Genomic DNA, 10,596 nt, shown 5'->3' on the forward strand with positions numbered 1-10,596 from the left:
CATAATCATAATCGGAGAAACGCCTTGGCGGATGAACTCGATCCCATCGACGCCCGTATCCTGGATATCCTGCAACAAGACGCCGGGCTGTCGGTCGCCGAGGTCGCGGATCGCGTCGGATTGTCGGCCTCGCCCTGTTGGCGGCGGATCAAGCGGCTGGAGGATTCCGGCCTGATCACCAAGCGGGTCACCCTGCTGAACGCCAAGCTGCTGGGCCTTGACTTCGAGGTGTACGCCATCGTCAAGCTGATGCTGCCCTCGGCGGACAATCTGAACGTCTTCGAGGCGGCCGTGGCCAAATGGCCGGAGGTGGTGCAGTGCGCCACCATCACCGGGCGCGAGGACTATGTGCTGCGCATCATCACCTCGGACATGCACGCCTTCGACCTGTTCCTGCGCGAGAAGCTGCTGGCGCTCGGCATCGTGTCGGACTGCGAAAGCCACATCGTGACGCGCGGCGTGAAGAATGTGACCGCCCTGCCTCTTGGCATCATCACGCCTCACGTCGGATAACGTCGCTCAGGCGGCGCGGGTCGTCGTGGGAGCCGAGACATGATCGAACTGGTGATCGACGCGCGCCGCAAGGACCTGGGCGGGTTCGAGGTCGGGCGCGTCCTGCCCTTCCATTCGCGCCGGATGGTGGGGCCTTTCATCTTCCTGGACCAGATGGGACCGGCCGAGTTCGCAGCCGGCGCGACCGCCATCGACGTGCGGCCTCATCCTCATATCGGCCTGTCGACCCTGACCTATCTGTTCGAGGGTCAGATCATGCACCACGACAACCTCGGCTACGATCAGGCGATCCGGCCGGGCGAGGTGAACTGGATGACCGCCGGCAAGGGCATCGTCCATTCCGAACGCACCGATCCCCTGACCAAGAGCCGAGGCGGCCCGATGCACGGCATGCAGGCCTGGGTCGCCCTGCCCGCCGAGGCCGAGGAGATCGATCCGTCCTTCGTTCACCTGGGTGAGGACGCCCAGCCGACCTATGAGAACGGCGGCCTGTTCGCGCGGCTGGTGGCGGGCGAAGCCTATGGCGCCAAGGCCGAGGCGCCGGTCTCCTCGCCGCTGTTCTATATCCACTGGGAGCTTCAGCCCGGCGTGCGCACCGCGCCGCCCCCCGCAAAGGGCGCCGGCGGCATGAGCGAACGCGCCCTCTACGTCGCCAAGGGCGCGATCGAGGTCGGGGACCGCACCTTCCACGAGGGTCAAATGGTGGTGCTGGCGTCCAGCGCCGAGCCGACGGTCAAGGCCCTGACCCAGGCCACCGTCATGGTGCTGGGCGGCGAGCCGGTGGGCGAGCGGCTGATCTGGTGGAACTTCGTCGCCTCCAGCCAGGCCCGCATCGACCAGGCCAAGGCCGACTGGCAGGCCGGGCGGATGAAACTGCCCGACGCCGACGACCTGGAGTTCATTCCTCTGCCCGACGAGCCCGCCAAGGCGCAATCCGCCCCGGCGCCGGTGGAACCCAAGCCGACCGATCCGGTCTGAGGACCTACGTCCGTTGCGCGGGCAGGAAGAATGTCGGCGGACGCTTCGCCTCATTTGCCCCCGCCTTCGCAACCCGCTAACGCCTGCGCCATGAACTTCGATTTCGACGCCCAGGTCACCGCCGCCCTGTTCGACAACACCGGCGCCGTCTTCGCCCTCGGCGACGGTTCGGTCCGGTTCGAGGATCGGACACGGGTCGAGGCGCACGACGGCGCCGTTCTGTGCGCCTGCGTCCACCCGTCCGGCGACGGGATCGTCACCGGCGGCGATGACGGCAAGGTCGTCTGGACCCGCCGTGACGAGGACGCCATCGTCCTGGCCACGGCCAGGAACCAGTGGATCGACGCCATCGACGCCTCGCCCGCCTCGGGCCTGATCGCCTTTTCCTTCGGCCGCACCCTGTCGGTGATCGACCCCAACGAGGTGGGTTTCCGTCGCGACTTCCAGCACGAGCGCACCGTTTCCGGCGTCGCCTTCGAACCGAAGGGCCGCCGCATCGCCACCTCGACCTATGGCGGGGCGGCGCTGTGGTATGCGCGGATCGAAAAGCAGCAACCCGTGAAACTGGCCTGGGCCGGGTCGCACACCGGCGTCGCCTTTTCCCCCGACGGCGCCTTCGTCGTCACGACGATGCAGGACAACCAGTTGCACGGCTGGCGCATCAAGGACGCCAAGAACCTGCGGATGGGCGGCTATCCGGGCAAGGTGCGCTCGATGGCCTTCCTGGGCGATGGTCAACTGATGGCGACCTCGGGCGCGCAAGGGGCCGTGCTGTGGCCCTTCGTCGGGTCGAACGGGCCGATGGGGCGCGAGGCGACAGAGATCGGCTATGACGACACGACCCTGGTCAATCTGGTCTCTGCCCGCGCCGATCAGGGGTTGCTGGCCGCCGGACTGATGGACGGTCGGGTCTGGGTCGCCCATCCGGCGGCGCAAGGCCTGAACTTCGTCAAGGCCGAGAAGGGATCGGCCATCGTGGCCCTGTCGCTGAGCCCCGCCGTCGACAAGGTCGCCTGGGCCGACGAGGACGGCCAAGCGGGCGTGATCATCCTCTGATGGCCAAGGGGCGCAAGCGCGGGCGTCGGGTGCTGCTGATCGTGCTGGCGATCCTGGTGCTGTTCCCGATCGTCAGCGTGCTGGCGACGGCGGTCGTTCCGCCGCCGCCTACCATCCTGATGCTGCGCCAGGCCGTGCGGGGCGAGGGGCTGGATTATCAGTGGCAGGCGCTGAAGCGCATCTCGCCCAATCTGGTCAACGCCGCCATCGCCGCCGAGGACGCCCGTTTCTGCAGCCACCATGGCTTCGACATGGACGCGATCCAGAAGGCGCTGGACCATAACGCCGAGGGCGGTCGCATCCGGGGCGGATCGACCATCAGCCAGCAGACCGCCAAGAACGTCTTCCTGTGGCCCGGCCGGGACTGGGTCCGAAAAGGTCTGGAGGCAGGCTACACCGTGCTGATCGAGACGGTCTGGTCCAAGCGCCGGATCATGGAGGTCTATCTGAACGTGGTGGAATGGGCGCCCGGCGTCTATGGCGCCCAGGCCGCGTCGCGCCACTGGTTCGGCAAGGATGCGGCGGACCTCAGCCCGCGCGAGGCGGCGCGTTTGGCCGCCATCCTGCCCGCCCCCCGCCGCTACGAGGCGGCCGATCCCGGCCCCTATGTCCGCCGGCGGGCCGCGCGCGTCCAGGCGGCGATGGGGGCGGTGCGGAACCAGGGCCTGAACCTCTGCGTGGTGGGCCGAGGCGGCTGAACCGTCCCGCTTGACGGGCGCCGTCGCCTCCCCTCTCCTGCACGCGCTGTTCAGGAGATCTATGATGAAGCGTCAGATGATGACCGCCGTCGCGGTCTGCGCCCTCGCCTTCGCCGCCGGCTGCGCCAGCACACCCAAAACCAAAGCGCGCGCCTCGGGGCCCGAACAGACCGCCTCCACCACCACGCCGGCGCCGGCCGCCACGGGGATCAAGGCCGACTATCCCATCACCGCCGAGGGCGCGACCGCCTTCGTCGCCGACGCCGAAACCCAATGGGCCGCGACCAGCGAATATGTCGCCCGCATCCAATGGGCGCGCGCCACCAACATCACCTTCGACACCATGTGGCTGGAGTCCAAGGCCAACGCCGAGGCGACCGAGCTTCAGGTGCGGATGGCCAATCAGGCCGCCAGGTTCAACGCCGTCCAGGTCGATCCGGTCGTGCGGCGCAAGCTGGACCTGCTGCGGCTGGGGCTGGTGCTGCCGGCGCCGAACCGGCCGGGCGCGGCCGATGAGCTGGCGCAGCTGACCACGCGGCTGGACTCCACCTATTCGACCGGCAAGTTCGACTTCAAGGGCCGCAAGATCACCCTGGACGAGGCCTCGCTGATCCTGGCCGACAGCCGCGACCCGGAGGAGACCAAGGCCCTTTACGAAGGCTGGCGCACCATTTCGCCGGTCATGCGCGACGACTACGCCCGGATGGTCGAGATCGCCAACGAAGGCTCGCGCGAACTGGGCTTCGCCGACACCGGCGCCCTGTGGCGCTCGGGCTATGACATGCCCGCCGATGATTTCGCCGCCGAGACCGATCGGCTGTGGGCGCAGGTCAAGCCGTTCTACGAGAACCTGCACTGTTATGTGCGCGCCCGGCTGAACGCCAGATACGGCGATGCGGTCCAACCCGATCACGGCCCGATCCGCGCCGACCTGTTGGGAAATATGTGGTCCCAGCAGTGGGGCAACATCTATGATGTAGTCGCCCCGGCGTCGGGCGGCGCCTCCAGTTACGACCTGACCCAACTGCTGAAGGCGGCCGATTACGACGCGACCAAGATGGTCAGGACGGGTGAGGGCTTCTACGTGTCGCTGGGCCTCGATCCGCTGCCCCAGACGTTCTGGGAACGCAGCCAGATCACGCGGCCGCTTGACCGCGAGGTCGTCTGCCACGCCTCGGCCTGGGACCTGGACAACGCCGACGACATCCGCATCAAGATGTGCACCAACGTCAACGGCGACGACTTCTACACCGTTCACCACGAACTGGGTCACAACTACTACCAGCGGGCCTACAAGAACCAGCCGATGCTGTTCAGGAACGGCGCCAACGACGGCTTCCACGAGGCCATCGGCGACTTCGTCGGCCTGTCGGCCCTGACCCCCACCTATCTGAACCAGATCGGCCTTTTGAAGACCACGCCGGGCGCCGAGGAGGACATTCCCTTCCTGCTGAAGATGGCGCTGGACAAGATCGCCTTCCTGCCGTTCGGCCTGATGGTCGATCGCTGGCGCTGGGACGTGTTTTCGGGCCAGACGGCGCCGGCCGCCTACAACGCCGCCTGGACCGCCGACATGCTGCAATATCAGGGCCTTATCCCGCCCGGCCCGCGCCCGGCCAACGCCTTCGATCCGGGCGCCAAATATCATGTGCCCGGCAATACGCCCTATACCCGCTACTTCCTGGCGGCCATCTACCAGTTCCAGTTCCAGCGCGCCGCCTGCAAGCAGGCCGGATGGACCGGGCCGCTGCACCGCTGTTCGGTCTATGGGAACAAGGAGGTGGGCGCGCGTTTCAACGCCATGCTGCAGATGGGACAGTCGCGTCCTTGGCAGGAGGCGATGAAGGCCTTCACCGGCGACGACGGCAACGACGCCTCGGCCATCGCCGACTATTTCGCCCCGCTGAACGTCTGGCTTGAGCAGCAGAACCGCGGCCACCAATGCGGGTGGAGCGCCGCCTGAGTACAGACCAGGTTAACCCTTCCCCATGAGCCTTCCCTTAACCGCCCGGCGCCAGACTGCCGGCTAATCGGGCGGTCATGCGGCCGTAGGCGCCCACGGGGATGATCTTGGCGAACGCTTCCACACTGATCCGTCGAGCGCTGCGCGGCCTTTACTTCCTGGCGTCGCGCCTGGCCTCGGATCGCGGCGGCAATGTCGTGATGATCTTCGCCCTGGTCATGCCGGCCCTGCTCATGATCACCCTGGGCGGGATCGACCTGAACCGCATCACCACGGTCAAGGCGCGGGTGCAGGACGCCCTGGACGCGGCGACCCTGGCGGCCGCGCGGTCGTCCTACACGGACTCCGAAAACCTTCAGAAAGTGGCCCTGGTCGCCCTTAGGGCCAATCTGCGCGGTTCCTCTGTCGAACCTTTCGCCGACAGCGACATCAAGATCGTGCTGACCGAGAACCAGGTGGTCGTGGCGGACATGCGGGTGCAGGTGAAGACCCTGGTGGCCAATATCGTCCTGCCGCCCTACGGCAAGCTGATGGACGACACCCTGCCGGTCAGCGTCCACTCGGAGGTCAACCGCTCGTCCAAGGACATCGAGGTGTCCTTGGTGCTGGACATCACCGGCTCGATGGGCGGCAGCCGCATCCGCGATCTGAAGAACGCCGCCAACCAGCTGATCAAACTTGTGGTGCAACCGGCCGAAAAGCAGACGCCCTACTATTCGCGCATGGCCATCGTGCCCTACTCGATCGGCGTCAATCTGGGCTCCTGGGCTGACGGCGCGCGCGGCGCGGAGATCAGCGACACCGCCATCACGGGCGCCGCCTGGGCCGCCGCGCCAAGTCAATCGATCAGCAACATCACCCGCGCCTCACCCGGCGTCGTCACCGCGAATGGGCATAACCTAGCGTCCAATGACTATGTCTGGATCAGCGGCGTCAATGGCATGACCCAGATCAACGACCGAATCTACCGGATCGTCCGCGTCGACGCCAACCGCGTGTCGCTGCAATACCAGTCCAACGGCGCCTGGTACACGCTGAACACCACCAGCGGGAACGGTTTCAGCAGCTACAGCTACGGCGGACAGATCCGCAAATGCACGCGGTCCGACTGTTTCGTGACCGTCACCTCGCGCAACCACGGTCTGTCGGAGGGCGAGGGCGTGGCGATCTCCGATGTCCGCGGCATGACGGCGCTGAACACCACGAACGGCGGCCTCTATGAAGTGTATGAGCGACCGACCAACGACACCTTCGTCCTGCCCGTGGGCGGCGCGGCCTATGCCGACTATGCGAGCGACGGCGCGGTGCAATGCGGCCGCGACGGCTGCGCCAGCCGCGTGTTCCGCGACGCGCAGTACAATCGCCTGACCCGGTTCGACAACACCGCCTGCGTCAGTGAACGAACAGGTTCGGCGGCCTACTCCGACGCAGCGCCGGGCGCCGGAACCTATGTCGGACGCAACTATCCGGCGATGAAGAGGTCGTCGCCTCAATCGCAGGGCAACCCATGCCCGACAGCCACGATCCAGCCGCTGACGTCCAACATCAACACCCTGACCAACCTGGTGAACGGTCTGTCGGTCACGGGATCGACTGCGGGCCAGATCGGCCTGGCCTGGGGCTGGTATGCGGTTTCCGATCAGTTCAATCGGCTGTGGCCATCCAACACGGCCGCCGCCTATGCGCCGACCAAGGTGCTGAAGGCCGTGATCCTGATGACCGACGGCGAGTTCAACACCCCCTATTGCGGCGGCGTGGTCGCACGGGACGCCGGATCAGGTTCCGGCAACTATTACGACAAGATCGCCTGCGACGCGACCAACGGCGATCCGTTCGACCAGGCGGCCAGACTGTGCGACAGCATCAAGGCCAAGGGCGTGATCGTCTACACCGTCGGCTTCTCCATCACACAGGGCAGCGACGCGGCGCGGATCCTGAGCACCTGCGCCACAGACAAGGACAAGGCGTTCCTGCCGCAGTCGGGGGCGGACCTGTCCAGCAACTTCCAGGCCATCGGCCGCGACATCACCCGGCTCAGGATCTCGCGATGATCCGTCAGAGCAGGCGGATTTCCCGCAGCCGTTCGGTCAGATAGTCCTCTGCCAGGATGGTCTTGCCGGCATAACGATCGGGGTTGTCCGGCGTGATGGCGCTGGGCAGCGTCTTGATCGGAAAGTCCGGGTTGAAGTGCAGGAAGAAGGGCGTCGAGTAGCGCGCGAAACCGCGGCGTTCCGGCGCCGGATTGACTACGCGGTGCGTCGTCGACGGCAGGACGTGGTTGGTCAACCGCTGCAGCATGTCGCCGATGTTGACGACCAGGGCGCCGGGCGGCGGGGCGATGTCCAGCCAGCTTCCGTCCTTGTCCTTCAGCTGAAGCCCGGCTTCTTCGGCTCCCAACAGCAGGGTGATGACATTGATGTCCTCATGGGCGCCGGCCCGCACGCCGGGCGCATCGGCGGGCACCGGCGGGTAATGCAGCATCCGCAGGACGCTGTTGCCCATTTCCACCTTGTCGGCGAAAAAGTCGTCGCCCAGCTTCAGATAGCGGGCGATGGCGCGCAGGATCTTGGCGCCCAGCGCATCCAGATCCTCGAACATGCCGTACAGATGCTCGCGGAAACCCTCGACCTCGGTCGGCCAGACATTGTCTCGCATGTAGCGACGGTAGGGATGTCCCTCGGGCAGTTCGCGGCCGACGTGCCAGAATTCCTTGAGGTCGACCGTCTTGGCGTCCTTGGCCGCCTCGACCCCGAACGGCGTCAGGCCGCGCGCCCCGCCCGTGCCGGGCTGATGATACTGGCGCTTGATCTCTTCCGGCAGGGCGAAGAAGGCCTTGGCGTCGTCGATGGCGGCGGCGATGCGCCCCTCGTCCAGGCCGTGGTCGGCGATCACGGCGAAACCGTAGCGCGTGAAGGAGGCGCCCAGGGCGTCGCTGAACGCCTGGAAATCGGCGTCATGCTGTTTCATCGAGACCGGCGTGATGGCGCGGTCCTGCGGGCGGGTGTCTTGGGTCGCGCTCACGGGCGTCGTCCTTCGGTCTATGAGGTGTGCGGCCTCCCTTACGCCTAATCCCGGCGATTGTCAGTTCGCGGAACGGCGGAGCGACGACCGTTCATCCGGCATACAGGTTGGAACCTTCACAGTAAGCATACGTTTCCGCGCCAGATCGCAAACACGAAGAGGACCCGTCCATGCGCGCCAAATTCATCGTCGCCAGCGTCTCCATCGCCGCCCTGCTGGGCGCCGCCGCCTGCACCACGACCGACCCCTATCAATCCGGCCCCGTGCGCAACAACACCGGCACCGGCGCCATCGCCGGCGCGTTGGGCGGCGCGCTGCTCGGCTACCTGACCAACACTTCGAACGGCGAACAGGGCCGCAAGAACGCCCTCATCGGCGCCGGCGTCGGCGCTCTGGGCGGTGCGGCCGTCGGCCAGTATATGGATCGCCAGCAACGCGCCATGGAATCTCAGCTGTCGGGCTCCGGCGTCGGCGTCGCGCGTCAGGGCGACACCCTGGTCCTGCGCATGCCGTCAGACGTGACCTTCGCCACCAATCAGTCGTCCATCGACCCGCGCTTTCTGCCAGTGCTGCAGGACGTGGCCCGCGTGCTGCAACAGTATGACCAGTCGACCGTCGATGTGATCGGCAACACCGATTCCTCGGGTGGCGACGCGATCAACCAGCCCCTCTCGGAGCGTCGCGCCAGCAGCGTCGCCTCGGAACTGGTGCGCAACGGCGTTCTGGCCCAACGCCTCTATGTCGCCGGCAACAGTTCGCGCAACCCGGTGGCGTCCAACGCCACACCGGAAGGCAAGGCGATGAACCGCCGGGTGGAGATCCTGATCCGCCCGTTCACCGGCTGATCACCACGCGCCTTCACAACACGAGCAGGGCGACGTCGCACGACGTCGCCCTTTTTTGCATCCATATCCTCAGCTCGCGCTTGCACGATGTCGAACATCACGGTTAGGCCAGTCGCCATGTCCACAGGAGCGACGCCGTGACGCCGGACGACTGGGATTTCGGGCAAAGCCTGAAGCTGGCCGCCATCGCGGTGGTCTGCGCCCTTTTGACAGCGACCGTCGTGATCGCCATCGGCGAAGCTGTCCTCACCCGATAGTTGGCCAGCGCGACGACCATGCTGCTGTCCGTAAACGTCAGAGACTGACCCTTTTACGCAAACAGAAACGCCGCCTCCTTTCGGAGACGGCGTCAAAGTCATTCGACATCTGATCCACTGGAACGCCGGTCTGGATATCCAGACCGGCTTTCCGTTGGGTCTTAGAAGTTGATGTCGATGGTCGCGCGGCGGTTGAGCGGTTCACGCACGCCGTCGGCGGTGGGCTTGGCCAGGTTGGTTTCGCCCTTGCCGTCCAGGGCGATCACGCCGCCGTTGACGCCTTGAGCCACCAGGGCGTCCGCGACGGTGCGCGAACGACGGTTGGACAGACCCAGGTTATAGGCGGCCGAACCCGAGGTGTCGGTGTAGCCGACGACCAGAACGCGCGTCGGACGACCCGACTTGGCGTAGTTGGCGGCCTGCGTCACCACCGAACGGGCTTCCGCCGTCAGGTCCGAACGATCCCAGTCGAAGTAGACGACGAACTGGCGAGGCGTCGGGGTCTGAGCGACTGGCGGCGGGGGCGGCGGGGGCGGAGGCGGCGGGGGAGGCGGCGGGGGCGGGGGAGGCGGCGGCGGCGGCGCGTCTTCCGCACCGAAGCTGTAGCGCAGACCCAGGGTCACCGTGTGCGACTGATCGTAGTCGCCGTCCCAGGTGCCGAACTGCGTGGCGCCCACGCCCGTGCCGGCCGTGGTCGAATCCCACGAGGCGTCGCCCGTCAGATAGCGGTAGGTCAGGTCGATGTTGGCGCGGTCGCCGATCGCCCAGGCCAGACCGGCGATCGCCTGAGCGGCGAACTTGGTCGAGGTGTCGTCGATGGCGAAGGCGGCCGAACGGTTGGCGCGCAGAGCGCCGATGGTGTCGACGTTGACGCGGTTCACACCGGCGCCCAGACCCACGAACGGACGGATGCCCCAGGCTTCGTAGCCGAAGTCATAGATGACGTTGGCCATCAGGGTGGCGGACTCGATGTCGCCTTCCGGCGAGAAGCAGCCGCCCGTCGCCGGGGTCAGGTTGCACAGACCTTGCGTGCCGGAAACGGCGCGGATCTTGCCGATGTCGCCCGAGCGGTAACCGCCTTCGAGCTCGACACGCCAGTTGGGGTTGAAGCGATAGCCCAGGCGCGCAAAGGCGGCCCAGCCGTTGTTCACTTCATACTTCCAGCTTGCGCCGGTGGTGGACGACTCGGCCGTGATGTCGTCCATGGTGTGATAACCGGCGTCGATGGCGCCGTACCAACCATTGGGTTCCGCCGATGCGGCGCC

9 protein-coding genes are annotated in these 10,596 nt (G+C 66.5%); 7 read left to right on the forward strand and 2 right to left on the reverse strand.

Annotated elements, in window-relative coordinates:
* The first annotated feature begins 24 nt into the window (after positions 1-24).
* The 6 genes from KZX42_RS11565 (at position 25) to KZX42_RS11590 (ending at position 7,259) form a co-directional block, all read left to right on the forward strand.
* Positions 25-513 (forward strand): Lrp/AsnC family transcriptional regulator, encoded by a 489-nt coding sequence (locus tag KZX42_RS11565; RefSeq protein WP_248119481.1) that lies wholly within the window; start codon positions 25-27, stop codon positions 511-513.
* Between the two features lie 39 nt (positions 514-552).
* Complete coding sequence (locus tag KZX42_RS11570; RefSeq protein WP_248119482.1) at positions 553-1,491, forward strand: pirin family protein; 939 nt, start codon at positions 553-555, stop codon at positions 1,489-1,491.
* A gap of 90 nt (positions 1,492-1,581) precedes the next feature.
* Positions 1,582-2,547, forward strand: coding sequence for a WD40 repeat domain-containing protein (locus tag KZX42_RS11575; protein ID WP_248119483.1), 966 nt, complete (start codon positions 1,582-1,584; stop codon positions 2,545-2,547).
* Positions 2,547-3,245: a monofunctional biosynthetic peptidoglycan transglycosylase gene (gene mtgA, locus KZX42_RS11580; protein ID WP_248119484.1), complete on the forward strand. Its 699-nt coding sequence runs from the start codon at positions 2,547-2,549 to the stop codon at positions 3,243-3,245. The genes KZX42_RS11575 and mtgA overlap by 1 nt, the downstream gene beginning before the upstream one ends.
* A 64-nt stretch (positions 3,246-3,309) precedes the next feature.
* The gene (locus KZX42_RS11585) at positions 3,310-5,208 is read left to right on the forward strand and encodes a M2 family metallopeptidase (RefSeq protein WP_248119485.1); all 1,899 of its coding nucleotides are present in this window, start codon (positions 3,310-3,312) and stop codon (positions 5,206-5,208) included.
* A gap of 107 nt (positions 5,209-5,315) precedes the next feature.
* Positions 5,316-7,259: a TadE/TadG family type IV pilus assembly protein gene (locus tag KZX42_RS11590; protein ID WP_248119486.1), complete on the forward strand. Its 1,944-nt coding sequence runs from the start codon at positions 5,316-5,318 to the stop codon at positions 7,257-7,259.
* 4 nt (positions 7,260-7,263) lie between these two features.
* Here KZX42_RS11590 and KZX42_RS11595 read toward each other — a convergent pair whose 3' ends face one another.
* Positions 7,264-8,175 carry a 2-oxoglutarate and iron-dependent oxygenase domain-containing protein gene (locus KZX42_RS11595; RefSeq protein WP_248119499.1) on the reverse strand — a complete coding sequence of 304 codons (912 nt, stop codon included), beginning with the start codon at positions 8,173-8,175 and terminating at the stop codon, positions 7,264-7,266.
* A gap of 224 nt (positions 8,176-8,399) precedes the next feature.
* Between KZX42_RS11595 and KZX42_RS11600 the strand changes: the two genes are divergently transcribed.
* The gene (locus tag KZX42_RS11600) at positions 8,400-9,074 is read left to right on the forward strand and encodes an OmpA family protein (protein ID WP_248119487.1); all 675 of its coding nucleotides are present in this window, start codon (positions 8,400-8,402) and stop codon (positions 9,072-9,074) included.
* 418 nt (positions 9,075-9,492) lie between these two features.
* Here the strand turns inward: KZX42_RS11600 and KZX42_RS11605 are convergent.
* Positions 9,493-10,596, reverse strand: a 1,104-nt coding sequence (locus KZX42_RS11605; RefSeq protein WP_248119488.1) for an OmpA family protein, incomplete at its 5' end; no start/stop codon positions are given.

Origin of the sequence: Brevundimonas sp. EYE_349 (assembly GCF_023147505.1) — a bacterium.
Taxonomy (GTDB): Bacteria; Pseudomonadota; Alphaproteobacteria; order Caulobacterales; family Caulobacteraceae; genus Brevundimonas.